The 24508-nt window shown below is 32.1% G+C and carries 24 protein-coding genes; 21 read left to right on the top strand and 3 right to left on the bottom strand.

The window, feature by feature from the left end; translation table 11 throughout:
• Window positions 1-69: 69 nt before the first annotated feature.
• The 12 genes from AC1RP4_RS03455 (at window position 70) to AC1RP4_RS03400 (ending at window position 15505) form a co-directional block, all read left to right on the top strand.
• Window positions 70-1116, top strand: a complete 1047-nt coding sequence (locus AC1RP4_RS03455; RefSeq protein ID WP_481761176.1) for a MupG family TIM beta-alpha barrel fold protein — start codon at window positions 70-72, stop codon at window positions 1114-1116.
• A gap of 3 nt (window positions 1117-1119) precedes the next feature.
• On the top strand, window positions 1120-2010 hold the full coding sequence (gene murQ / locus AC1RP4_RS03450; RefSeq protein WP_481761177.1) for an N-acetylmuramic acid 6-phosphate etherase: 891 nt from the start codon (window positions 1120-1122) through the stop codon (window positions 2008-2010).
• Between the two features lie 21 nt (window positions 2011-2031).
• On the top strand, window positions 2032-3486 hold the full coding sequence (locus AC1RP4_RS03445) for a PTS transporter subunit EIIC (RefSeq protein ID WP_481761178.1): 1455 nt from the start codon (window positions 2032-2034) through the stop codon (window positions 3484-3486).
• A 27-nt stretch (window positions 3487-3513) separates the two neighbouring features.
• Window positions 3514-4374, top strand: a complete 861-nt coding sequence (locus tag AC1RP4_RS03440) for a MurR/RpiR family transcriptional regulator (protein WP_481761179.1) — start codon at window positions 3514-3516, stop codon at window positions 4372-4374.
• 257 nt (window positions 4375-4631) lie between these two features.
• Complete coding sequence (argS, locus tag AC1RP4_RS03435) at window positions 4632-6323, top strand: arginine--tRNA ligase (protein ID WP_481761180.1); 1692 nt, start codon at window positions 4632-4634, stop codon at window positions 6321-6323.
• A 285-nt stretch (window positions 6324-6608) separates the two neighbouring features.
• A complete protein-coding gene (locus AC1RP4_RS03430) occupies window positions 6609-7319 on the top strand; it encodes a Crp/Fnr family transcriptional regulator (RefSeq protein ID WP_481761181.1) in 711 nt (236 codons plus the stop codon).
• A 70-nt stretch (window positions 7320-7389) separates the two neighbouring features.
• A complete protein-coding gene (locus AC1RP4_RS03425; RefSeq protein WP_409022715.1) occupies window positions 7390-7857 on the top strand; it encodes an arginine repressor in 468 nt (155 codons plus the stop codon).
• A gap of 152 nt (window positions 7858-8009) precedes the next feature.
• On the top strand, window positions 8010-10130 hold the full coding sequence (locus AC1RP4_RS03420; protein ID WP_481761182.1) for a PBP1A family penicillin-binding protein: 2121 nt from the start codon (window positions 8010-8012) through the stop codon (window positions 10128-10130).
• 76 nt (window positions 10131-10206) lie between these two features.
• Window positions 10207-10551 carry a YlbF/YmcA family competence regulator gene (locus AC1RP4_RS03415; RefSeq protein WP_481761183.1) on the top strand — a complete coding sequence of 115 codons (345 nt, stop codon included), beginning with the start codon at window positions 10207-10209 and terminating at the stop codon, window positions 10549-10551.
• Between the two features lie 71 nt (window positions 10552-10622).
• On the top strand, window positions 10623-11843 hold the full coding sequence (locus tag AC1RP4_RS03410; RefSeq protein ID WP_481761184.1) for a metallophosphoesterase family protein: 1221 nt from the start codon (window positions 10623-10625) through the stop codon (window positions 11841-11843).
• Window positions 11830-14520, top strand: a complete 2691-nt coding sequence (locus tag AC1RP4_RS03405; protein ID WP_481761185.1) for an ATP-binding protein — start codon at window positions 11830-11832, stop codon at window positions 14518-14520. Before AC1RP4_RS03410 ends, AC1RP4_RS03405 begins: the two co-directional genes overlap by 14 nt.
• Window positions 14521-14530: 10 nt before the next feature.
• A complete protein-coding gene (locus tag AC1RP4_RS03400; protein ID WP_481761186.1) occupies window positions 14531-15505 on the top strand; it encodes a 3'-5' exoribonuclease YhaM family protein in 975 nt (324 codons plus the stop codon).
• 86 nt (window positions 15506-15591) lie between these two features.
• Here AC1RP4_RS03400 and AC1RP4_RS03395 read toward each other — a convergent pair whose 3' ends face one another.
• The 3 genes from AC1RP4_RS03395 to AC1RP4_RS03385 form a co-directional block, all read right to left on the bottom strand.
• The gene (locus AC1RP4_RS03395) at window positions 15592-16497 is read right to left on the bottom strand and encodes a peptidylprolyl isomerase (RefSeq protein ID WP_481761187.1); all 906 of its coding nucleotides are present in this window, start codon (window positions 16495-16497) and stop codon (window positions 15592-15594) included.
• Between the two features lie 135 nt (window positions 16498-16632).
• Window positions 16633-16956: a hypothetical protein gene (locus AC1RP4_RS03390; RefSeq protein ID WP_481761188.1), complete on the bottom strand. Its 324-nt coding sequence runs from the start codon at window positions 16954-16956 to the stop codon at window positions 16633-16635.
• Window positions 16956-17387, bottom strand: a complete 432-nt coding sequence (locus tag AC1RP4_RS03385) for an HIT family protein (RefSeq protein WP_481761189.1) — start codon at window positions 17385-17387, stop codon at window positions 16956-16958. Before AC1RP4_RS03385 ends, AC1RP4_RS03390 begins: the two co-directional genes overlap by 1 nt.
• A 114-nt stretch (window positions 17388-17501) precedes the next feature.
• Between AC1RP4_RS03385 and AC1RP4_RS03380 the strand changes: the two genes are divergently transcribed.
• The 9 genes from AC1RP4_RS03380 to AC1RP4_RS03340 all read left to right on the top strand — a co-directional run.
• Window positions 17502-18239 (top strand): ABC transporter ATP-binding protein, encoded by a 738-nt coding sequence (locus tag AC1RP4_RS03380; RefSeq protein WP_481761190.1) that lies wholly within the window; start codon window positions 17502-17504, stop codon window positions 18237-18239.
• The gene (locus AC1RP4_RS03375; RefSeq protein ID WP_481761191.1) at window positions 18236-19453 is read left to right on the top strand and encodes an ABC transporter permease; all 1218 of its coding nucleotides are present in this window, start codon (window positions 18236-18238) and stop codon (window positions 19451-19453) included. Before AC1RP4_RS03380 ends, AC1RP4_RS03375 begins: the two co-directional genes overlap by 4 nt.
• A 65-nt stretch (window positions 19454-19518) precedes the next feature.
• A complete protein-coding gene (locus AC1RP4_RS03370; protein WP_481761192.1) occupies window positions 19519-20307 on the top strand; it encodes a phosphotransferase in 789 nt (262 codons plus the stop codon).
• A gap of 74 nt (window positions 20308-20381) precedes the next feature.
• Window positions 20382-21041: a tRNA (guanosine(46)-N7)-methyltransferase TrmB gene (trmB, locus tag AC1RP4_RS03365; protein ID WP_409022703.1), complete on the top strand. Its 660-nt coding sequence runs from the start codon at window positions 20382-20384 to the stop codon at window positions 21039-21041.
• Between the two features lie 165 nt (window positions 21042-21206).
• Window positions 21207-22286 carry a glutamyl aminopeptidase gene (gene pepA / locus AC1RP4_RS03360; RefSeq protein ID WP_409022702.1) on the top strand — a complete coding sequence of 360 codons (1080 nt, stop codon included), beginning with the start codon at window positions 21207-21209 and terminating at the stop codon, window positions 22284-22286.
• 5 nt (window positions 22287-22291) lie between these two features.
• The gene (locus tag AC1RP4_RS03355) at window positions 22292-22612 is read left to right on the top strand and encodes a thioredoxin family protein (protein ID WP_409022701.1); all 321 of its coding nucleotides are present in this window, start codon (window positions 22292-22294) and stop codon (window positions 22610-22612) included.
• An 18-nt stretch (window positions 22613-22630) separates the two neighbouring features.
• Window positions 22631-23089: a universal stress protein gene (locus AC1RP4_RS03350; protein ID WP_481761193.1), complete on the top strand. Its 459-nt coding sequence runs from the start codon at window positions 22631-22633 to the stop codon at window positions 23087-23089.
• 2 nt (window positions 23090-23091) lie between these two features.
• Window positions 23092-23730 carry a YtpR family tRNA-binding protein gene (gene ytpR / locus AC1RP4_RS03345; RefSeq protein ID WP_481761194.1) on the top strand — a complete coding sequence of 213 codons (639 nt, stop codon included), beginning with the start codon at window positions 23092-23094 and terminating at the stop codon, window positions 23728-23730.
• 65 nt (window positions 23731-23795) lie between these two features.
• Window positions 23796-24508, top strand: a 713-nt coding sequence (locus tag AC1RP4_RS03340) for a hypothetical protein (protein WP_481762407.1), incomplete at its 3' end; no start/stop codon positions are given.

Raw genomic sequence — 24508 nt, 5'->3', positions numbered from 1 at the left:
TTTATATCATTCAAGGTATGATGTAACCAGTTAATGATAACGCTTTCTTTTATGAATGGAGGAGATATTATGTTGGGTTTTTCAATTTATTTAGGTGATAAGATTGACGATGATACAAAAAAATATATTGAAGTAATGCGTAAATCAGGATTTAAGGGTATTTTTACTTCATTACATATTCCTGAAGAAGATAGAAAAAAAACTATTGATGAATTAAAAACTTTGGGGAATTTATGTCTTGAAAATAACTTGAAATTAATGGTTGATATTTCAGAAAAAAGTTTAAAATTATTGGAATTTGATTTGAAAACTGCTGGAATTACTGGTTTAAGAATTGATTATGGGATTAGTATGGAAAAAATAGCTGAATTATCAAATAATATAGATATTGGATTAAATGCTAGTACGATTTCAGAGCTGGATATTAAGCAACTAGTTGATAATCATGCAAATTTTAAGAATATTGAAGCATGGCATAATTATTATCCTCGACCAGATACGGGATTAGATGACGAATGGTTAAAAAATAAGAATCATTGGTTAAAAAAATCAGGATTTACTACGATGGCGTTTGTGGCAGGAGATAAAATATTTAGAGGGCCAATTGGAAAGGGATTACCAACATTAGAAAAACATCGAAATTACAATGTATTGGCTGCAATGATAGATTTAATTGAGAATAATTATACTGATGACGTTTATATCGGTGATCCGCGAGTTTCACAAAGAACAATTAGTAAGATAGTTAACTATTTTACTAATCAAAGTATAGAAATAGATATTGAAAGTAGTTCGCATGAACTTGATAATATAGCATGGCATAATCGTGCTGACGTGGCTAGGGATGTTGTAAGGTTAGAAGAAAGTCGGATAAGAAATCAATTCACTATTGAACCAATAAATAATGAAGATGCTCGAACGAGAGGTACTATAACGCAAGATAATATGTTATATGGGAGATATACTGGAGAAATACAGATAGTGAAAAATAATTTACCAATTGATAAAAAAGTAAACCAAATTGGTACAGTTAAAAGGACAGACTTGGATTTAATTGACTATATAGGAGCAAAACAAAAAATAATATTTAATAATACAATTATAAAAGAGGGATAAAATATGGATATTACAAAATTAGTAACGGAAACTAGAAATGAACAAACTATGAATTTAGATGAGTTAAAATGTTCTGAAGTTGCAAGAATAATGAATGAAGCCGATATGACAGTTCCTAAAAGCGTAGAAAAAGAGTTATCGCAAATTAATGAAGCAGTTAGTAAAATTATTGAATCATTTAATAGTGGAGGCCGTTTAATTTATATGGGTGCAGGAACTAGTGGTAGATTAGGTGTCTTAGATGCTGCTGAATGTGTACCAACATTTGGAACAAATCCTAGCATGGTGCAAGGATTGATTGCTGGTGGTATGAAAGCAATGACTGTGGCAGTTGAAGGTGCCGAAGATTCAAACGAATTGGGTAAGTTGGATTTGGAAAATATTTGTTTAACAAAATTAGATACAGTAGTTGGAATTGCAGCAAGTGGTAGAACACCATATGTTATTGGGGGTCTTGACTACGCTAAACATCTTGGTGCGAACACAATAAGTCTGGCTTGCAATAAGGAATCAATTATTGGACGGCATGCTGATACGGCTATTGAGATTGAAGTGGGACCAGAGATATTGACTGGGTCTACTCGTTTAAAATCAGGAACGGCACAAAAATTAGTATTAAATATGTTGTCGACAATTTCGATGATTGGAATTGGAAAAATATATAAAAATTTAATGGTCGATGTTAGACCAACGAATGAAAAATTAGTTGAAAGATCAAAGCATATTATTATGGATGCAACTGGAGTAAGTTATGAACAAGCAAAATTAACATTTGAATTAGCTGAACATGATGTCAAACTTGCAATAGTTATGATTCTAACGGATAACGATTTGAATCAAGCTAAAGAAAAATTAAAGAAGGCTCATGGTTTTGTTAGGGAAGCAATCAAATAAAATATTTGGAGGGGTTAAATTATGGCAGACAAAAAAATCGAAAAAATTGCAAATGAAATTTATGATAATGTAGGGGGGCCAGACAATGTTGAAAAATTAATTCATTGTATGACTCGAGTTAGGATGACAATTAGGGATGAAGATAAAGTAGATATTGAAAAATTGAAAAATATCGATGGTGTCATGGGTGTTGTTGAAGATGATACTTTGCAAGTGGTAGTTGGACCTGGTACAGTCAACAAAGTTGCAGATGAAATGGTAAGACAAGTAGGGGTTAAATTAGGCGAACCTTTCCCTTTGAAGAACGTAGTACAATCAACTCAAATGACTGATAAAGAATTGGTTGAGAGCAAAGCTGCTAAAGTAAAAGCAGAACATAAAGCTAAACAAAAGCAAACGCCAATAAAAAAGGTGCTTAAAGCAATTTCAAATATCTTTGTTCCACTAATTCCTGTATTTGTTGGAGCAGGATTGATTGGTGGATTGGCTGCTGTCCTTGGAAATATGATGGTTGCAGGGGATTTAAGTTCGAGCTGGACAGATTTTATTGCAGTTTTAAATGTTATTAAAAATGGTGTTTTCAGTTATTTAGTTATCTATGTAGGGATAAATAGTGCCAGTGAATTTGGTGCCACTCCAGGACTTGGTGGTGTTATCGGCGCTGTCACTTTGCTGAGTGGGGTAACCCCTGAAGCACCTCTCCATAATATCTTTAACGGTCAGGCACTAAGTGCTGGACAGGGTGGAATTATTGGTGTTATTTTTGCAGTGTGGGTATTAGCTATTTTAGAAAAAAGATTGCATAAATGGATTCCGGATTCTTTAGATATTATTATAACACCGACAATATCATTATTTGTTATTGGAATGATGACAATTTTCTTAGTAATGCCAGTTGCTGGGGTTGTTTCGAATTCTTTAGTTACATCAATTAACTGGGTCTTAGAAGTTGGTGGTGCATTTTCTGGTTTTGTTTTAGGGACTTTTTTCTTACCAATGGTAATGTTAGGATTACATCAAATTTTAACACCTATTCATCTTGAAATGATTGCTAAGTCTGGATCAACATTATTATTGCCAATTTTAGCAATGGCAGGAGCTGGACAAGTAGGGGCAGCAATTGCATTATGGGTTCGTTGTCGTAAAAATAAAAAATTAACAAATTTAATTAAAGGCGCTCTACCAGTCGGATTTCTAGGAATTGGGGAACCATTAATTTATGGGGTTATACTACCTTTAGGACGACCAATGATTACTGCTTGTCTTGGTGGCGGAATCGGTGGAGCGGTGATTGGTGGGATTGGTCATATTGGATCTATTGCAATAGGACCTTCTGGGGTAGCATTGATACCTTTAATAAGTAATGGACACTGGATTGGGTATATTCTTGGATTGCTTGCGGCATATGCGGGCGGATTTATTTTAACATTCTTTTTTGGTATTCCAAAAGATGCTATGATTGAGACAGAAGCATAAGACATACCATAAAAAGAGGTAAGAAGTATGGGTAATTATTTGTACACAATACAAGCAAATATGGATAAATACACAAAGGTAGAGCGAAAAATAGCACGGTTTATTTTAGAGCACCCTCAGAAAGTAATAAGAATGAGTACACAGAGTATGGCAGAGGTGGTAGGTGTCAGCACTGCAGCAATAACGCGATTTGGAAAAAGTATTAGTGATACTGGTTTTCCAGGATTAAAATTAGAATTATCAGCAGAAATCCAAGATGATAAATCAATGCTCGAGGAAATTAATCCTAAAGATGATTTAGTGACGACACAACAAAAATTAACCATGCGGATACAACATACGATTGAGGAATCAAATAAAACATTAGATGAGGAAGTCGTTAATGCTGCGAAGGTTATTGCAGAGTCAAAAATAATCTATGCGTATGGAATTGGAGCATCAGAAATTGTAGCTAAAGATTTCCAACAAAAATTTATTCGAGTTGGTAAGTCTGTTATAGAAACACTTGATACACATCTAATTGCCGTTGGATTATCGCAACTAAAAGAAGGAACAACTTTATTCTTGATATCAAATTCAGGGGAAAATACGGATGCAATTAAGTTAGCAAATCTTGCAAATCGACAAAAAATAAAAGTTATCGTTTTAACACATAATAAAAAAAGTACATTGGCCAAATTAGCTAATATTATTTTAGAACATGACGATAGTGAAGAAAATAAAAAATTCAGAAGTGCAGCGACTACTTCTTTAATTGCTCAATTATATGCAGTCGATCTTGTGTATTATTCTTTTGTATCAATTCATTTTGATGATAATGTTACAAGATTGACAGATTCAAGGGATGTCGTAAAGAAATATTTCACCAAAAGCAAACCTAAATTCTAAAAACACTATCTTTTATAATATTAATTTGTTACAATCAAACTATAAATTCGATGATAAAAGCTAGTAAACTAATTAATTTTAAAGCAAGTCTAGGTTGATGGAAGCTAGATAAAAGCGTTAGTTGAATCGTACTTTTTAGAAATAACTGAATATTTTGAGTGGATATTAATCAATTAGAGTGGTACCGCGGGAATTCTCGTCTCTTACATAATTATTTGTAAGGGGCTTTTTTTATACAATTTTAGGAGGAATGGATAATGAATTATAAACAACAAGTTGCACAAGCATTGGTTGCTATCGTTGATGGAAACCTTACTGAAGAAGAAATTATTGCCAAAATTGAAATACCAAAAAGTTCTGATATGGGGGATTATGCATTTCCAGCTTTTGCATTAGCTAAAGCATTTAGAAAAGCACCTCAGATGATTGCTAAAGACTTAGTAGAGAAAATTGATCAAAGTCAATTTGAGTCAGTTGCTGCAGTTGGGCCATATGTTAACTTTTTCTTGAATAAGGCTGCATTTAGTCAAGATATTATTGAACAAGTGCTTTCAAATGGCAGTGAGTATGGCGCATCTGATATTGGTCATGATGGTAACGTACCAATTGATATGTCATCACCCAATATTGCTAAACCTATTTCAATGGGACATTTACGTTCAACTGTGATTGGTAATTCAATTGCAAACATCTTGGCTAAAATTAATTATAATCCAATTAAAATTAATCATTTAGGCGATTGGGGAACTCAATTTGGTAAGTTAATTACTGCTTATAAATTATGGGGTAGTGAAGCAGAAGTTAAAGCTGATCCTATCAATAAATTACTTGAATACTACGTTCGTTTCCATAAAGAAGCAGAAGAAAATCCAGAGTTAGATGTTGCAGCTCGTGCATGGTTTAAAAAGCTCGAGGATGGCGATGAAGAAGCAATCGAACTTTGGACTTGGTTCCGTGCAGAATCATTATCAGCTTTCAATAAAATTTATGATATGCTGGGTGTCCAATTTGATTCATTTAAAGGGGAAGCCTTTTATAATGATAAAATGGGCGAAGTTGTGACAATGTTAAAAGATAAAAATTTGTTAAAAGAAAGCCAAGGCGCAGAAATTGTTGATCTTGAAAAATACGATTTAAACCCTGCCTTGATTCAAAAAACAGATGGGGCAACTTTATATATTACTCGTGATTTAGCTGCTGCTATTTACCGTAAACGGACGTATAATTTTGTACAGTCATTGTATGTTGTCGGAAATGAACAAGCTAACCATTTTAGACAATTAAAGGCTGTGTTAAAGGAAATGGGTAATGATTGGTCAGATGATATGCACCACATTCCATTTGGCTTAATCACACAAGGTGGTAAGAAATTATCGACTCGTTCAGGACGTGTTATTTTACTTGAAGAAGTTTTAGATGATGCTACAAGCCTTGCTAAAAAACAAATTCAAGATAAAAATCCTGACCTACCAAATGCTGAACAAGTTGCTAAAGATGTTGGTGTTGGGGCTGTTATTTTCCATGATTTAAAGAATGAACGTATGAATAATTTTGATTTTGTTTTAGAAGAAGTTGTTCGTTTTGAAGGTGAAACAGGTCCCTATGTCCAATATTCAAATGCTAGAGCACAAAGTATTATTCGTAAAGCGGGTGATGTTTCAATTAGTGAAAGTAACAATGAACTTTCTGATCCTGCTGCATGGGATACAATTAAGTTACTTGGTGACTTCCCTAAAATAATTAAACGTGCAGCTAAAGAATATGAACCATCAGTAATTGCTAAATACGCTATTCATTTATCAAGAGCATTTAATAAATACTATGCAAATTCAAAGATATTAGTTGAAGATGATCAAAAATTAGCTCGTTTAGCACTCGTTCAAAGTGTGAGCGTCGTTTTAACAGAATCATTAAGATTATTAGGCGTAAATGCACCAAAAGAAATGTAATTAATAAAAAAGTTGACTTAATTGTTAACTTTTTTATTTTATCTAAATATTGTTAGATGTACTTTTTAACGATGATTGTGCGTTTGAACACAAAATGGATGTGCGAATACGACCAGTTTATTTTTATCATTTTGGTACTGTTAGATTAATGATTTAGAGCTATCAGTGAATCAAAAAAATAAACCAGGGTCTCCAAAATCCGAAAAAATAAATCGACATTCTATATTTAATCTGATAGTGTTGATAGTTATATATCATAAATATAGGTATTAAGGGAGTAAAGGGATGATTACAGAAAAAGAAAGACAAAGGTATCGATCAGAATTTTCTGACCATGAGTTGTTTGGTTGTTTAAGTGAGGATGAACAAGGAGCTTGTTTTGAACAAATTACATTTAAAAGATTTCTAAAAGGAAATACTATTTTTGATATGAATGATAAACGTGATTTTATTTATGTTGTCTTGGATGGATTAGTTAAAATTGAACGTGGTGATCGAGCTGGTATTTTTCAAAATTATATGTATGTTACATCGAAACAAATATTTCCAATTGGTGGAATGTTACAGAGTGAATATTATACTGTTTCAAGTCGTGCTGCTACACTAGCGACGGTCGCTAAGATTCCTGTTGAACTTATTGAGAATTTAATCAAAACACATTATGAAGTTTCTGCGTACTTATTTGGGCAAATTGATAATATTTTAAATTGTTCAGAAGTGTTAAGGTTAAGAACCGTATGTAGTAATACAACAACCCGGATAACACAAGTGTTACAGTATTTAAGTGAGAATCTAGCCGATAAACATGGTGAGAATAGTCTGCGAATCCCATATGTGATTACACATGAAGATATTGCGACGATTAGTGGAACGCGGCGTGAAACCGTTGGACGAGTTATTCAGAAATTAGTGTTAGATGGTTATATTATTAGAGATTCAGGTATGCTTATATTTGAATCAAAATTCAATAAAATGAATAAAATCGTCCTAAATTAAGCGTATTATTTCAGTATTCATATTTCTTTTGCTATACTAAGAATAAATACTCATTCAAAGAGGGATTCTTATGAAGAAAGAGATACGTCAAGCTAAAATTGAACAGTTAATTAATAAAAAAGTAATTGCAACGCAGGATGATTTGATTTCAGAATTGGAACATGTGAATATTAAGGCGACTCAAGCGACTATTTCTAGAGATATTCGTGAAATGAAAATTGTTAAAGCTCAAGATGAACAAGGTGATTTGAGATACGCAATTTTTAAGTCAGGTAATTTAAGTGAAGAAGTTCATTTATTTGAAATTATTTTTGAAGTCGTTACTAATATTACTAAAATCCAATTTATGAATGTTGTTAAAACGATTCCAAGTAACGGTAATTTACTGGCAGCAATTATCGATGATTTTGGCTTCCCGGATATTGTTGGAACTGTTGCGGGACATGATACAATTATGATTATTAGTTCAGATGAGCAGGCCGCACAACGTGTCTATGATATTTTTACTGAACACGCAAATCCAGATAATTTAATTTAAAATACTGTGAGACTAAGGAGTAGATAACATCTACATTTCTTAGTCTTTTTTTAAATATTTAAAAATATCATAATAAAAAGGCTAATTTACTTTTTATAATATTGCTATGGTAAAATAATAAATGATATTAAGATTAAATATGGGGACAACTAATGAAAAATGAAAATAAAAGAACTAAAAATGAAAATTGGTTTGTAATACATCTAATTCAATTTAAAAATTGGTTTCGACAGGGATGGAAATTTGTGCATGGTTGGAAATGGTTGACTATTTTTATTTTAGCAATTATTTTAGGTTCGAGTGCGTATTTAACTTATGTAGCCAAAACAACAAATGTTAGTGGGTTAAAAGCTGCTTTACAACAATCAACTGAGGTTTTTGATAAAGATGGCGATAAAGCAGGATCGTTATACTCTCAAAAGGGTACTTACGTTTCATTAAATAAGATTTCACCCAATATTCAAAATGCTGTACTGTCATCAGAAGATCGTAATTTTTATCATGAATATGGATTTTCAATCAAAGGGATGGCACGTTCTGTGGTTTCATTGGTTAAAAATCGATTAACTGGAAGTAGTGCAATTAGTGGTGGCGGAAGTACTATAACGCAACAACTTGTTAAAAATGCATTCTTGTCACAGGAGCAAACTTATAGTCGTAAGGCTAAAGAAATATTTATTTCAATTGAAACGGAAAAAGTATATTCAAAAAAAGACATTCTAACGATGTACTTAAATAATGCATATTTTGGTAATGGCGTTTGGGGTGTTCAAGATGCCTCTAAAAAATATTTTGGAAAAAGTGCTTCAGATTTAACTGTTAGTGAGGCTGCAGTTATTGCGGGTATGTTAACATCGCCAGGGGCATATAATCCGATAGATCATCCTGTTGCAGCTAAACAAAGGCGTAATGTTGTTCTGAATGTTATGTATGAAAATAAAAAAATCTCTAGTGCAGAATTATCAAGTGCTAAGCAGACGGGTATTACATTAAATGATACGTACGATTATCAATCAGGTTATAAATATCCTTATTATTTTGATGCCGTTATTAGTGAAGCAATTAAAAATTATGGGTTAACTGAATCAGATATTATGAATCGTGGTTATAAAATTTATACGGCGATGGATCAGACCCATCAAGAAGCTATGCAAACATCATTTGATAACTCTACCTTGTTCCCTTTGGATGCTGATGATGGGACAAAAGCTCAGGGTGGATCAATTGCTATTAATTCAACGAATGGTGGTGTGACAGCAGTTGTTGGTGGACGAGGTAAACACGTTTTTAGGGGATATAATCGAGCGACTCAGATTAACCGCCAACCGGGGTCAACACTAAAACCAATTGCCGTATATATGCCTGCTTTAGAAGATGGCTATTTTTATGATTCTGAATTAAAAGATAAAAAACAATCATATGGATCAAATAATTATTCACCAAATAATTACGACAATCAATATGCAGGTAAAATACCAATGTATAAGGCATTGGCACTTAGTAAAAATGCGCCAGCTGTGTGGTTGTTAAATAAAATTGGTGTTGATAAAGGATACGATGCTGTTAAAAAATTTGGTATACCGGTTAAAAGTTCGGACAAAAACTTAGATTTAGCTTTGGGTGGTTTAACTACTGGTGTCTCACCCTACGAAATGGCTAGTGCATATACTGCGTTTGCTAATGGTGGTATTCAAAAAAAGGCTCATTTTATTACTAAAATTGTTGATGCTTCTGGTAAAACGATTGTTAATAATTCAGACAATAGTGAAACTAAAGTTATGAGTAGTAAGGTAGCTAAATCGATGACAAGTATGATGATGGGTGTCTTTGAAACTGGAGGAACTGGCGAACTTGCTGTCCCAGCTGGATATACAGTTGCTGGTAAAACGGGAAGTACAGAGGCTAAAAAAGGTTCTACAGATGGGACGAAAGATCAGTGGGTTATTGGATATACACCAGACATTACTGTCGCAACATGGGTTGGTTTTGATCAAACTGATGATACTCATTACCTAAGAAATTCAAGTGGGGATATCGTTGATTCCTTATTTAAAAGCGAAATGTCAGGTATATTACCTAATACTGCTCAGACAAGCTTCTCAACGAAATCTGCTACTACTTTAGCAAATAATACCGGTTCAAATGATAGTGGAGATGGTATTTTAGAATCAGTAGAAAAGCAAACAGATGAAATAAAAAATAAATTATCTGATTCTGCTAAAAAAGCCCAAAAATGGCTCAGTGATAGTATTAATGGGATGTTTGGAAATTAGAACAAATCAATGCAAATTATGGATAAAAATGATACACTAATTAAGTTAATATAAATTATTATTGGAGGAATCAGAAATGGTTGTTAATATTTATGATACAGCGAACCAAATGAGTCAAGATCTTAGTCAAACGGAAGAATATAAGGCTTTGAAATCAGCTTATACAAAAATGCAAGAAGATGAAATTGCATATAAATTATTTAAAGAATTTCAAACAATTCAAATGTCTTTGCAACAAAAACAAATGAATGGTGAAGAAATGACAGACGAAGAACTTGAAAATGCTCATAATCTTTCAGAAAAAATCGGTGATTTTGATACAATCAAAGATTTAATGGTTAAAGAACAAGTTTTAAGTGAAATTATGAATGAAGTTAATTCAATTATCACAAAACCAATACAAGATTTATATCATAATTAATTCGAATAAAAATCCTGGAAGCAAAGCAATTATGTTTTGTACCAGGTTTTTTTTTATAAAGGAGTGGGAAGATGAAATTTATTCATGCAGCTGATTTACATTTAGATAGTCCTTTTGGAGGATTAAAAAATGTACCAAGTCAGTTAATGGATTCGATTTATCAGTCAACATTTAAAGCTTTGAGTAATCTCGTAGATACGGCTATTGAAGAATCAGTAGACTTTGTTTGTTTAGTTGGGGATTTATATGATTCATCTGAGATGAGTATTATGGCACAAACAACGTTAATTAGTCAGTGTGAACGACTGCAAAAGGCCGGAATAAATGTTTATTTGAGTTTTGGTAACCATGATTTTTCTGATAATGCTCAAGATCATTTAACTTTTCCATCAAATGTAACTTTATTTACAAGTGAAGTTGAAACAGTGACGCACATTTTAAAAAATGGCGATGAAGTTCGATTAACTGGGTTTAGTTATGCACATAGATGGGAACCATCAAAAATCGTTGATTATCCTGTTCGTGGTGATGAGAAATGGCATATTGGGCTTATCCATGGGGCAAATGAGGGTATAAATTCAATATCAGATGAAAGTTATGCACCATTTACTGTTAAAGAATTATTACAGAAAAATTATGATTATTGGGGATTGGGTCATATTCATGTAAGACAGATTTTGAATGAACAACCCCCAGTTATCTATCCTGGAAATACACAAGGTCGGCACCGTAAAGAATCAGGCGATAAAGGGTTTTATCTAGTGAATAGTGATGGAAATAAGTTGGTTCCCAAATTTATAACGTCATCTACAATTGATTGGGAAACAGTTAATATTTCAATGGCAAAAATTGATTCACTATCAGATGCTATTGATAAGATTGACGCTGAATGCCAACTTTTTTCTAAAGATAAATCATATTTAATAGTGATACAAATCACAGATTTAGATAATTTTAGTGATAGCCTAGTAAATCGCATTCAAAATGGTGATTTATTAACTGCTTGGATTCAAAAACATATGCCAGATAATTACTATTGGATTGTTAAAATTAAAACGGTGATTAATAAAAAGGTAGCTTTTGAATCAATTGATCAACAATACTGGGAAGAAAGCGCAAAACGTGTTTTTACTGATGATGGAATGACTGAACTCGCTGATAAATTATTACAAATTCCGGAACTTAATACGTACTTATTAGAAACGGGACATTTAGTAGAATTACAAGAAAATTCAAAAACATTGCTTCATGAAAATCAAGCGATAGAGGGTCATATAGATGAAAATAACTAAAGTTAAAATTTACGGATTTGGGAAGTGGCATGATAAAACGTTTGATTTTAATCAAACGAATCAGGTTATTTTTGGTCTGAATGAAGCAGGTAAATCGACGTTAACAGCATTCGTATTGAGTATGTTATTTGGATTTGCAAATGCGAAAAAGAAGTACCAACAATATCTGCCTAAAGACTCATCCACATATGGTGGAGAGTTGGAATTATTAATTGGTAACGATGCTTATCGACTAACTCGTACACAAGGTAAATCTGGTGGCAAGGTATCTATTGTTAAAAGTGATGATGGGATGAAAGTAGCTAGTAGTAAGCTGCATGAATGGCTAAATCCAGTCGATGAAAATTTATACAATCAAGTATTTTCATTTAATCAGCAGGCGTTAAACCAAGTATTTAATTTAACGAATGAAGATTTAAATGAGTATCTAACGACGATGGGAGCAGTTGGTAGTCAAGAATGGTTAGAATTAACTAAAAAAATTCAAAAAGATGCCGATCACGTCTATAAGCCAGCAGGTCGTGTAACTGAGTTAAATAAGGAAATTGCGTTATACAATGATTTAGTTAATAAAATAAATATTGCCAAACAGAAATTTCCGGAATATGTTGAGACACAAAAAAAGTTAGATCAAAATAGGGAACAAATTAAAGGGCTACAAACAACACAATATAATCTAACCAAAGATTACCAACGCTACGAACAATTAAAGCAAAATTGGTCAATATATGAACAATCTAATGAGTTGACGGATAAGCTAAAACAAACTGATGAAGATGCTATGATTTCTGTTGATAATTATCAAAAAATACAAAATTTACTAGAGAAACAAAAGATAAATAATGAAAGGTTAAAATCGATTAATCAGAGTGTAGTTGATGAAAAAGAAAATTTAGCAGCATTAAATTTAATAAATTTTTATGAAAACAATAAAGTTGATTTTGATATATTATTTGAACAATTAGCTGATAATCAACAATATTTAGATAAAGTTGTATTAGAACAGACGAGTTTAAACCAACTATTAACAGAACAAGAACGGTTAATGATGCAATATCAAAATATCAACGGAAAAGTTCCAATAGCGTTTGATCCTGATGATTTTAAAAATATTGTCACATTAATTAAATCTGAAGAGAGCAATAAACGAATACTTCAAGAAATTGAACAAAAGCAATTGACGAAAAAACAAGATATTTTAGATTTAAATCAATCAATTGATCAAAAAAATCAAGTACAAAAAAGTAAATGGTCTACACAACAAAGTATCTTAGTAGGGGTAAGTGTTATACTATTTGTACTAAGTATGATCTTACCAATGCCGTTTAAAATAATGGGATTGATACTAGATATTATGATAGTTGTATATACCATAATTGTATTTAAGCAGTCTAATTCTAAGGATAAATCAAGTAGTGATGCTCTGATGCAAATACAAAATAAAAGACAAATGATTACTGCAGAAATTGATGAAAATCAATTGAAGATAGGTGAACTGGACGAACAATTGAGACAAACTGATACTGAATTAACGGATTATCAAATTCAATACGTTTTAGATGATTTTCCAAAGAATCAGTGGTTCTCAATTCAAAATGACTTAAGTCGAATACAGTCTATAACAGATCAAATTAGTCAAAAATCAGCAGAAATTAAAACGTTAACTGACAAGATAAAAAATTATTTGAATCAGACAGATTTTGCTGATAGTTTTCTAGCACTAAATAAAAGTGATATGGCAGATAGTTTAGCTAGAATTAGAGGCTTTAATGATAAATTACAACCTTTAATTGCTGAATCACAATCAATAAAAAATAAAATGGGCTATTTAAATGAACAACAAAAGCATGAAGATAATGTGACTGCTGATATTTCTAATCAAATTAATGAAATATTAACGCAATATCATTTAACGTCAATTGAGCAATTTGAAAAAAATTACGATTTACAAAAGCAATTTGTTCAAGACAAATCTAAATTGGATACAATTAATGAGCAGCTTCCTGTGGAGGTTAGAAAAAATCTTGCTAGATTTGAAACGAAAGAAAGTTTAGATGAACAATTAGATGAGCTTACAGAACAATTGAAACAATTGCAAAATAGTATAATGAACATTAATCAGGAGATTATTGATCAACAGACGTTATTACGGACTTTGAAGGCAGAAGGGAATTATACAGAACTTCGACAAGAGTTGGCTGAAAAAGTTACAATTTTAAGTGAATTAGCTGATAAATGGTTAACTCAAAAGTTAACTATTAATTGGATTAACGAGGCATTAAAAGACTCTTCTGGGGTTAGAATGCCACAAATGTTGCAATTAGCAAATCATTATTTTGAACTATTAACATTAGGCCATTTTACACAAATAAATAATATATCAGGATTATTAACCGTCGTTTCTTCTGATATGGTATCATTTGAAGTGGGAGAATTGTCACAAGGAACAGCAGAGCAGCTATATATCGCACTTAGATTTGCTTTAATCATGACAATTAATAAATCAATCGAATTACCATTAATTATTGATGATGGGTTTGTTAATTTTGATAAAAACAGAAAAAATGCCGTTTTAAAACTAATACGAGAAATAAGTAAAAAAGTTCAAATTATTTATTTAACGGCAGATGATTCAGGATTAACTGGATTTGATAACGATAAAATAATTAAGTTATAGGAGGATGGACATGGCACAAGAGAAAAAAATATTTGAATATAAAGTTGACGAAAACGTAGCATTATTTGTTTTAATTAAGAGTGCAGAAGTTAGAAATACAAAGAATAATAAGCAATTTATTGCATTTAATTTTGAAGATAGTTCAGGCCAAATTAGCGCTAAGCTTTGGGATGCAACGCCAGAGGCAATTGAACAATTTCAAACGGGTAAAGTTGCCTTTATAAAAGGAAAACGTGAAGTTTACCAAAATAATCCACAGATGAAAATCTATCATATTAGATTGACTGAAGAGGGTGAACCTAATGATCCGAGTCAATTTGTCGTTAGTGCACCAATGAAAAAAGATGAGATGGAAGAAGAATTTAATAAAGCTATTTTTGAAATTACAAACCCAAATTGGAATCGAATTGTAAGATATCTCATTGCCGAAAAACATGATGATTTTTTCAGTTATCCCGCTGCAAAGAAAAATCATCACGCATTTTCTGGTGGGTTAGCCTACCATACACTTTCAATGTTGCGATTAGCTAAATCAATTGTTGCCGAATATGGTGATGTGATTAATGCACCATTACTTTACGCAGGTGTGATTTTACATGATTTAGGAAAAACAATCGAATTATCAGGTTCTGTGGCAACAACTTATACATTAGCTGGAAATTTAATTGGGCATATTGTATTAATTGATGAAGAAATTGTTAAAGCAGCAGGTGAATTAAAAATTGATCTTCAGACAGAAGACATGATTTTATTACGTCACGTTGTTCTTGCGCATCATGGGTTACTAGAGTATGGTTCACCAGTGCAACCTCATTTAATTGAAGCAGATGTTTTACATCAAATTGATAATATTGATGCATCAATTCAAATGTTGAAAGGGTCATTGGCTCATACAGAAGAGGGCGAATTTTCTGAACGTATATTTGGTATGGATGGTCGAAATTTCTATAAACCACATGCTGACAGTAATGTAACAAATAATTAAATTGAAAAATATCTCAATGGATAAATTCCATTGAGATATTTTTTTCGAAAAAAAAACACCAGATATAATCTGATGTTTTGATGTATTTATTTTGAAGATGAAGAAGATGATGATAAGTAGCTTGAAAGAACATCTTTCAAGTCATCATCTTTGATTGATACGTTACCTTTTTTAAGAACTTTACCAACAATTTTTTGTAATTTAGTTGAGTCAGCCATAGTTTCAGTAACAATTTGTTCTTTTAAGTCAGAAATGTGATCGGCTTTTTTACCTTTACCAGCATTTTTAACACTCAAGATTACATCATAACCTGCTGTTGTTTTAACAGGTGTAGTTGTATATTTACCTTGTTTTAAATCAAATGCAGCTTTTTTAAATTCTGCTGTTAGTGTTGTATCTGTATTGTTAAATGCAGCTAAAGTACCACCAGTACTTGCAGAAGTTGTATCTGTTGATTTTGATTTAGCTAATGCAGTAAATTTGTCAGTTAACTTTTTAGCAGTCTTTTGTTCATCAAGTTGTTTGATGATTTTTTCTGCATCTGATTTTGAAGCAACTTGAATACGTTGAACTGTAATAGTTGGTTGGTATTCTTCCCATTGCTTATCTACAGCTGTAGAACTTAAATCACTGTAATGTTTAACAGCAGCTTTTAAAAGTAAGTTAGAACGTAATTCTGCTTTAAAACTAGTCTTTGTCATACTGTTTTGTGATAAGACAGATGAGAAACTTGAACCATATTTAGCTTTATAAGTATCGTATTGTTTTGTGACTTCTTTATCAGAAACATCATCACCATATTGTTTTTCCAATACTTTGTTCAAAATCATTTGTTGTAAAATTGATGTACCACTTGAAGTTTTCTTCAAACTATCGTAGTAAGCACTTTCTGTAACCTTACCACCTGAAGTAGTTGCAACTGTTGAGCTCCCACAACCCGCTAATGTAAATGTTAATAGTACGCCGGCTAAAGCAACAAGCCATTTTTTCATAACCTAACACATCCTATTTCTTAAATTTTTTGTCTTCTCAATGAAAGACTAATACGTTTAATATAACATAATTATCATATAATGAAAGTAAATGACCGAAAATTCACAAAAAAATCAAACTTTTAAAAGCCTAATTCATTGATACTTTTCTAATTTTTTATTAATTTTATTGATATTTGGCTCGATCTCATAAGTAAACTTTTCTATACGATTGCTAATGGAATCGACGATGGGTAATGTTTCTTCGATAATCGTATTCAGATGATCTGTAGCATACTGCAATTTTTTTGATGAATTAGTTACGCGATTGATATCATTTTGATAGTCAGAAAAATCTGCTTTTAACTGAACTTTTTTATCTGCAACAAAAGTAATAAGTTCATCTCTATGGTTATAGGCATAGTATGCTGACCCACCAATAATTGATAACAAACTAATTCGTTTAAGTGTTTTTGACATTATTTTTCTCCAATCTTATTCTTGATTGACATCATAATTGATTCAAGTTGCTCGGATGTGTACTTCTTGGAATTATCCTTGAATGACATTTTAAAAGTATCTTTTGTTGAGTATCTAGGAATTAAATGAAAATGTGAGTGAAAAACAGATTGGTAAGCTAGTTCACCGTTATTATTGACGATATTCATCCCTTGAATATCTGGATTGCTTACTTTAATTGCGGAAGCAATCATTGGAATTTTAGAAAAAACTTTACTAGCGAGTGCTTGGTCATATTCAAAAATATTAGCAACATGTTTTTTTGGAATAACAAGTGTATGGCCTGGGGTTGTTTGTGAGATATCAAGAAATGCTTTAATGTCTTCATCTTCGTATACGGTGAAACTAGGAATATCATTGGCAATTATTTTACAAAAAATACAGTCAGTCATATGTTTGCCTTCTTTCAAAGTTAGTTAATACTTTTATTATACATCATGAATGATAATTCACCATAATATGATATAATTAAAGGCATAAATAAATTGTAAATGGGGAATTAGAAAATGACATTAGAAGTTAAAAATTTAGTGGGTGGTTACTCTCAAATACCAGTTTTAAAAGATATTTCTTTTGAAGTTAAACCTGGAAATGTCGTTGGCTTAATTGGTTTAAATGGTGCAGGTAAATCGACTACAATCAATCATATAATTGGGTTATTAACCCCGCAAAAAGGAACTATTAAATTAAATGGCGTAACCTTAAGGGAAGATAGCCAGGCTTATAAATCACATTTAGCATATATTCCTGAAACGCCTATTCTTTATGAAGAATTAACATTAAAAGAACACATTGAACTCTCAATGATGGCTTATGGATTGAATGAAACTAAGGCATGGAAAAAAGCTAATGAATTACTTAAAATATTTAGACTTGATAACAAGTTAGAATGGTTTCCCGCTAACTTTTCAAAAGGGATGAAACAAAAAGTTATGATTGTCTGTGCTTTTTTAACAGAATCTGATTTTTATGTTATTGATGAGCCATTTCTCGGGCTAGACCCCTTAGCAATTAACGATTTATTAGAGTTAATTGTTGCTGAAAAGAAGCGTGGCGCAAGTGTCTTAATGTCAACTCACGTTTTAGCCACAGCTGAAAAGTATTGCGATTGGTTCATTTTACTGAATAAAGGTGAAATTAAAACACAAGGAACAATGGTTGAATTAAGACAAGCCTATAAGAATCCAGATGCTTCCTTAGATGAAATTTATCTTGGTTTAACTAAGGAAGAGGTAACAAAATGAAAGACTTATGGACAACACGTTTAAAAAGTCATCAGTTATTATTATTAAAATATTTACGATATGTTTTGAATGATCATTTTGTTGTTGCAATTATGTTTTTTGTTGGTGGACTTGGTTTGGCTTATTCAAATGGGCTAAAGGTGATGCCTGTTAATTTAGTTTGGTATCGGCCTGCATTAGTGATTGGATTACTGGTGATTTTACAAATCGGCCGTTTAAGTACGTTATTAAAAGAAGCGGATATTGTTTTTCTTTTACCACAGGAACATGCATTAATTAGTTATTTAAAAAAGGCAAAACGCTATTCAACAGTTATGGCCAGCTTAATGCAAGTTGGATTTATTGTGTTACTTATCCCAGTTATGATGATTGGAATGAAAATCTCAGTAATCAATATTATTTTCTTGATTTTAACGCAACTATGCTTGAAAAATAATTGGTTAGTCATTTCATTACTTGAAAAATATCAAAATAACCGGTTTAGTTGGGGAAGTATCAAATTAGTTAATATTTTATTGCCTATTTTGATTTATATCCTTGGATTATATGGTACGTTTATTCTGAGTTTTATCGTTGCTATTTTAAGTAGCTTTGTTTTAAATCAGCTAGCTGCAAAAGGATTTAAGGAAATCTTTGATTGGAAAAAAGCAATCAGTTTTGAAGAAAATAGAATGTTAGGGATTTACCGTTTCTTTAATTTATTTACTGATGTACCAATGGTTAGAGGGAATGTTAAGAGAAGAGTGTACCTTGATTTCATTTTAAATCATATTAAAAAAGATGACGCAAATGTTTATACATTTTTATATGCAAGGGGATTTATTCGCGGAACTGAATTTAGTGGCTTATTTATTAGATTAACTCTAATTGGAGCGCTAATTATTGCATTTATTTCAAATGGTTGGCTAGCACTCGCATTTTTAATCTTATTTATTTATCTGATTGGTTTTCAATTGTTACCTTTTGCAAAACATTACGATAATATTATTTTTACTAGACTATATCCAAAAGGAAAAGAGTATCAAATTAAGAATTTCAAAAAGTTTACATTAACAATTATAAGTGTAAGTGCAGTACTTTTTAATATCGCAATCTATATTGGTACAGGACAATTTTTAATGATGGGTTATGGTGTTTTGGTGAGTTTAGTGGAAATAATGCTGTTTACTAATGTTTACTTAGTTACCAGAGTTAAAAAAATCCTTGACGTATAATAGGGATGTTTGTAAGATGAAACTATAGCATCAGAGCTTAGTCGGGAAAAAGAGGTAATAATAGTATGGATTTTAATTTAGATCCCGGTTGGCAATTGTTACCAATTGGTGGAGATACAGGCACTGCATACATGGGTACACGTGCACAAGAAAAGGTGTTTTTGAAACAAAATATGTCACCTTTTTTAGCTGCGCTCTCAGTTGCTGGTATTACACCAAAATTAATTTGGACTAAGCGAATCTCAAGTGGGGATACAATAACTGCACAAGAGTGGCTAAATGGACGAAACCTTCATTCTGATGAAATGGATCAAAAAATGGTTCCTGAATTATTATCTAAAATTCATCGCTCAAAGCAATTAAAAAATATGTTGAGACAGGTTGGTGGAGAAGTTATCACACCTAGTGGCTTATTAGCTAATTATTTTGACGATTTGAGTGATGATTTAAAGCAGCACCCCTTGCTATCAAAAATGTTTCAGCAATTAAATGAACATCAACCTGAACTATCAACGGATAAGTATACAGTTTGTCATGGTGATTTGAATCATCGAAATTGGTTACAGTCTGATACTAATCAATTATATTTAGTTGATTGGGAGTCAGCAAAAATTGCTGATCCTGCTATGGATTTGAGCTTAGTTATGTCTGAATACATTCCAGATACACAATGGAGTAGTTGGCTGAGTGGTTATCATGAGTCATTGGAGAATAACGATTTATTAAACAGAATAAACTGGTACATTATAATAGCAAAATTACAACGAATAAAAAAAGCACATCAATTAAGTCGATTTCATGAAATGAATCAGGCAATAATAGAATTACAAAAATATAATATAAAAATGGATTAAAAAGTAAGTGGGGCTAAAACGATTAATACGTTCTAGCCCCACTTACTTTATCAAATGAAATGAGGATATATAAGTTGAGATTAAGAAATAAAGCATGGGCTGAACCGTTAATTGCAGAACATCCGGAACTACTTGTAACATCACCTAATCAGTTTAAGGGTAAATGGCAATCAAGATTTGAGAAAAAACAACCACTTTTTATTGAAATAGGTATGGGTAAGGGTGGATTTATTATGGGAATGGCTAGAAAATTTCCGGAATATAATTTTATCGGAATTGAATTGCAAACGACAATTGCAGCAATTACGTTGAAGAAACAAGTTGAAGCACAAATTCCAAATTTACAATTAATTTTAGGTAACGGTGATTCGGTAACTGAATTTTTTGATGATAATGAAGTTGATGGCATTTATTTGAATTTTTCAGATCCTTGGCCTAAAACAAGACAAGCCAAACGTCGACTTACTCATGGCAGTTTCTTAAAAGGCTATGAAAAAGTTATGAAAAATGATGGTCATCTTGAATTTAAGACAGATAATCGTGGCTTGTTTGAATACTCATTAGTTAGTTTAAATGAGTATGGAATGGGTTATGATCAAGTTTGGCTTGATTTACATGCAAGCGTTGAAGCTGAAGATAATGTCATGACTGAATATGAAGAAAAATTTAGTAAAAAGGGACAGCCTATCTATAAGTTAGAAGCACATTTTAATACGTCTAAAAATCTGGAATAAAAATTCCAGATTTTTTTTGTAAAAACGCCGTTACATAGTAACTAAGCTACATTCATGGATTCTTTTATGGTACTATTATATAATATAAAGTAAGAAATATTAAGCTAAGTGAGTAGACAAAATTGGGACTAATTCGTCCAATAAAATGAAAAGGGGCTCTCTAATATGAATGATAAAACGTTTAATTTAGTTAAAACAATGACTGAACTTCAGGCAACAAGTGGATTTGAAAATAACGTACGTGATGTAATGCGCGAAAAAATGACACCAAATGTTGATGAGGTTGTTCAGGATGGTTTGGGTGGGATTTTTGGTATCCGTAAAAATGCAGATATAAATGCACCTAAAATTATGACCGCTGCTCATATGGACGAAGTTGGATTCATGCTTGCCGCAATTAATGACAATGGGTTATTTTCAGTTCGCCCACTTGGTGGATGGAATCCATTTGTTGTTTCTTCACAACGATTCACACTAACAACACGATCAGGTCAAACGTACCCAATAATTTCTTCTTCAGTATCACCTCATTTATTGCGTGGTGATAATCATCAAAATGCAACACCACAAATTAATGATATTTTATTTGATGGTGGATTTGAATCTGCAAGTGAAGCAAAAGAGTTTGGTATTGCACCAGGAGATTATATTGTTCCGGATGTTGAAACAATTAAAACAGCTAATGGTAAAAATATTATTAGTAAGGCATGGGATAACCGTTACGGTTGTACTGCAGTACTGGAAACACTTGAAAAATTAAAAGACGTAACATTACCAAATACTTTATTCGCTGGTGCTAATGTTCAAGAAGAAGTTGGACTACGAGGCACGCCAGGTGCAGTAAATATGCTGAAACCTGATTTATTTTTTGCTGTCGACTGTTCAGCAGCAAATGATATTGAAACAACAAAGGGAACATTTGGACATCTTGGTGAAGGAACGTTGATCAGAATTTATGATCCAAGATTAGTAACGCTTCCTAGATTAAAAGAATTTTTATTGGATACTGCTTCGGATAACAATATTCCTTATCAGTACTTTGTTTCTCAAGGTGGTACTGATGCTGGCGCAGCTCAAACAGCAAATAATGGTATTCCAAGTTCTGTTATTGGCGTTTGTGCACGTTATATTCATACGCATCAAACAATGTTCTCAATCAGAGACTATGAAGCAGCAAAAGAATTACTTGAAAAAACAATTTTAGGATTGGACCGTTCAACTGTCGATACAATCATTAAGGGGTAGTTAGATTGGAAAAATTAAAAGTTTTAGAAAAAGATAAATTAAATGAATTATTATTGAATGGTAAATCATTGTTTTATTTTACGGCAGGTTGGTGTCCAGACTGTAACTTTATTGAACCATTAATGCCTGAAATTGAAGCAGAGTATTCCGATTTTAAATTCTATAAAGTAGATCGCGATGAACAAATTGAACTTTGCCAAGATTGGGGTATTTTTGGTATTCCGAGTTTTGTTGCATACAATAACGGTGTTGAGCTTGATCGTTATGTGAATAAAGAGCGTAAAACGAAAGAACAAATCGAATCATTTATGAACAAATTAGACTAAACCATTGGGGTGATAGTGATGTTTGAACAAGTTTATAAAAGAGTAATGGTCGGGATAGATGGAAGTGTGCAATCTGAACGTGCATTTAATCAGGCAGTTGAGAGTACTTTAAAAAACGAGGCTAGTTTAATAGTTGTACATGTTGTTGAGCGAAGTGTTGACAATACATTTTCTGAAGATGAAGATGACGTTACAACTGAAGTTAAGCGATTAAATGATACCTTAGCCGACTACAAACAAATTGCGATAGATAAGGGCGTTATTGATGTTGAAACTATTTTAGTATATGGATCTTCTAAAGTTTTATTAAGTCGTGAAATACCAGAAGAAAAACATATTGATTTAATTATGGTTGGGCAAACAGGGGCTAACGTTGTTGAAAGATTTGTGAATGGATCAACAACAGATGCAATTCTAAGAAATGCGCCATGTGACGTCTTAGTCATTAGTGATAATAAGAAGGGAACTCATAAATAAATATGTTAATAGCAAGTTATAATTTAAAGAACGTTGGCGATACATTAATGGTTGTTTTACGTGAAGAGGTAGAAAACCAAAAGTCAGAATTAAAAAATAATGTCGTTCGTATTTTCAATGAAAAATCGAATGAAACGTTGGGATTTAATTTTCTAGAAATCTCTAAAGAATCACTTGATTTAGTAGGTAACGGACAAATCTTTTTAGATGAAAAACAAGTAGAAAAATTAAATCAACTTATCGTTGCTGCTGGATTTAAGGATGTACTTGTTGTCGATGACGATCCTAAATTTGTTGTGGGATATGTAGCTGAATGTAATGAACATCCTGATTCTGATCATTTGCATATCACAAAAATTGAAGTCAATAATGGTGAGACACTAGATATCGTTTGTGGTGCACCTAATATTGAACAAGGTCAGCTTGTTGTTGTTGCTAAAGTTGGCGCAATGATGCCAACTGGGGCTATTATTTGGCCGGGTAAATTACGTGGTATTGATAGTTATGGCATGGTTTGTTCAGCTCAAGAGTTGGCTATTCCTAATGCTCCAACTGTCCATGGTATTTTAGTTTTAGATGAAAAGATGAATCATGTTGGTGATGCATTCGATTTTGAGAAGGCAGCCAAATTATTTGCATAATATAGATTTATAAAAACTAATTGCGGTTATTGCAATTAGTTTTTTACATAGTTAGGATGAAATTAATGGAGCGTTACGATGGACCTGCATTTTATAAGAAAACGTTAAAAAAAGATGTAAATAAACCACATCACAATGAGAAATTTGCGCGCAAAGAGACAAAGATAGATAGTCAAAGTGAAAAAGCACAAATTAATCGCTATTCTCGAGGTTTCAAACCAAAACAAATCCCCACATTTTTTACAAATAAAAAGCAAAATAAAAACGTAAGGTATCGGAAAATTTTAGTTCAATTAACTAAAGCAAAGGATACTTATTTACTGTTTGATGATTTTGCTGAAGAGGAAAATCAAGTATCTAATAATGATGAAAATACGTTATATTCTGTGGATAGTGTAGCTAAAAAAATAGTACCAGAAGTAGATTCAGTAATCGAAGATAATAAACAAGAAGATACTTTATTACAAAATACAAATTTAGAGCCTGATGTGTTTGATGAAAAAAATGAACAGATAAAAAAAGCAAATATAAATGTAGTTGCTAATAACAAGCACGCTTTAGCTCGAGGATTATTTGAAATATCAGTTTCTGAGAATGAGGCTCAAAATGAATTAGCCGTTTTTAAAAATAAACCTGAAGTTTTGTCACGTGAAGAACTTGCATTTGTAAGTACCAATCACCAAACTAATGAAGAAGTACAAGAAGTACAAGAAGTACAAGAAGTACAAGAAGTACAAGAAGTACAAGAAGTACAAGAAGTACAAGAAGTACAAGAAGC

This window comes from Dellaglioa sp. CoH-56-MRSF-10, assembly GCF_056782175.1.
This window is presented reverse-complemented; position numbering and strand designations above follow the sequence as displayed.

Coding starts and splice junctions, on each gene's coding strand:
- AC1RP4_RS03370 (WP_481761192.1), top strand. CDS start 19,519: ATGGATTTTAATTTAGATCCCGGTTGGCAATTGTTACCAATTGGTGGA.
- AC1RP4_RS03410 (WP_481761184.1), top strand. CDS start 10,623: ATGAAATTTATTCATGCAGCTGATTTACATTTAGATAGTCCTTTTGGA.
- AC1RP4_RS03405 (WP_481761185.1), top strand. CDS start 11,830: ATGAAAATAACTAAAGTTAAAATTTACGGATTTGGGAAGTGGCATGAT.
- AC1RP4_RS03350 (WP_481761193.1), top strand. CDS start 22,631: ATGTTTGAACAAGTTTATAAAAGAGTAATGGTCGGGATAGATGGAAGT.
- AC1RP4_RS03445 (WP_481761178.1), top strand. CDS start 2,032: ATGGCAGACAAAAAAATCGAAAAAATTGCAAATGAAATTTATGATAAT.
- AC1RP4_RS03385 (WP_481761189.1), bottom strand. CDS start 17,387: ATGACTGACTGTATTTTTTGTAAAATAATTGCCAATGATATTCCTAGT.
- AC1RP4_RS03395 (WP_481761187.1), bottom strand. CDS start 16,497: ATGAAAAAATGGCTTGTTGCTTTAGCCGGCGTACTATTAACATTTACA.
- AC1RP4_RS03440 (WP_481761179.1), top strand. CDS start 3,514: ATGGGTAATTATTTGTACACAATACAAGCAAATATGGATAAATACACA.
- AC1RP4_RS03375 (WP_481761191.1), top strand. CDS start 18,236: ATGAAAGACTTATGGACAACACGTTTAAAAAGTCATCAGTTATTATTA.
- AC1RP4_RS03455 (WP_481761176.1), top strand. CDS start 70: ATGTTGGGTTTTTCAATTTATTTAGGTGATAAGATTGACGATGATACA.
- pepA (WP_409022702.1), top strand. CDS start 21,207: ATGAATGATAAAACGTTTAATTTAGTTAAAACAATGACTGAACTTCAG.
- ytpR (WP_481761194.1), top strand. CDS start 23,092: ATGTTAATAGCAAGTTATAATTTAAAGAACGTTGGCGATACATTAATG.
- AC1RP4_RS03430 (WP_481761181.1), top strand. CDS start 6,609: ATGATTACAGAAAAAGAAAGACAAAGGTATCGATCAGAATTTTCTGAC.
- AC1RP4_RS03415 (WP_481761183.1), top strand. CDS start 10,207: ATGGTTGTTAATATTTATGATACAGCGAACCAAATGAGTCAAGATCTT.
- AC1RP4_RS03420 (WP_481761182.1), top strand. CDS start 8,010: ATGAAAAATGAAAATAAAAGAACTAAAAATGAAAATTGGTTTGTAATA.
- AC1RP4_RS03390 (WP_481761188.1), bottom strand. CDS start 16,956: ATGTCAAAAACACTTAAACGAATTAGTTTGTTATCAATTATTGGTGGG.
- AC1RP4_RS03400 (WP_481761186.1), top strand. CDS start 14,531: ATGGCACAAGAGAAAAAAATATTTGAATATAAAGTTGACGAAAACGTA.
- murQ (WP_481761177.1), top strand. CDS start 1,120: ATGGATATTACAAAATTAGTAACGGAAACTAGAAATGAACAAACTATG.
- AC1RP4_RS03425 (WP_409022715.1), top strand. CDS start 7,390: ATGAAGAAAGAGATACGTCAAGCTAAAATTGAACAGTTAATTAATAAA.
- AC1RP4_RS03380 (WP_481761190.1), top strand. CDS start 17,502: ATGACATTAGAAGTTAAAAATTTAGTGGGTGGTTACTCTCAAATACCA.
- argS (WP_481761180.1), top strand. CDS start 4,632: ATGAATTATAAACAACAAGTTGCACAAGCATTGGTTGCTATCGTTGAT.